The organism is Alkalibacterium sp. m-11, from assembly GCF_054658155.1.
Genome location: NZ_BAAGIR010000545.1, coordinates 1 through 255 on the forward strand (window position 1 = coordinate 1; position 255 = coordinate 255).

At 39.2% G+C, this 255-nt stretch carries 1 pseudogene; it reads left to right on the forward strand.

Annotation, left to right across the window (positions count from 1 at the left end):
* A pseudogene (locus ACYQ2O_RS13540) lies at positions 1-255 on the forward strand (helix-turn-helix domain-containing protein); the annotation flags it as partial.

Below are 255 nucleotides of genomic sequence, written 5' to 3' on the forward strand. Positions count from 1 at the left end.
AGCATACAAGTACAGATTATACCCAACCGAACAGCAAAAAGAATATTTTGCGAATTGTTTTGGCTGCGCCCGCTTCATCTACAACCAAATGCTCAGCGACAAAATCAACCACTACAAAGAAACAAAATAAATGCTCCACAATACACCGGCGCAATACAAAAAAGAATGTCCGTTTTTGAAAGAAGTGGATAGTCTAGCATTAGCGAATGCCCAACAGAATCTGGAAAGAGCCTATAAAAACTTTTTCCGAGACAA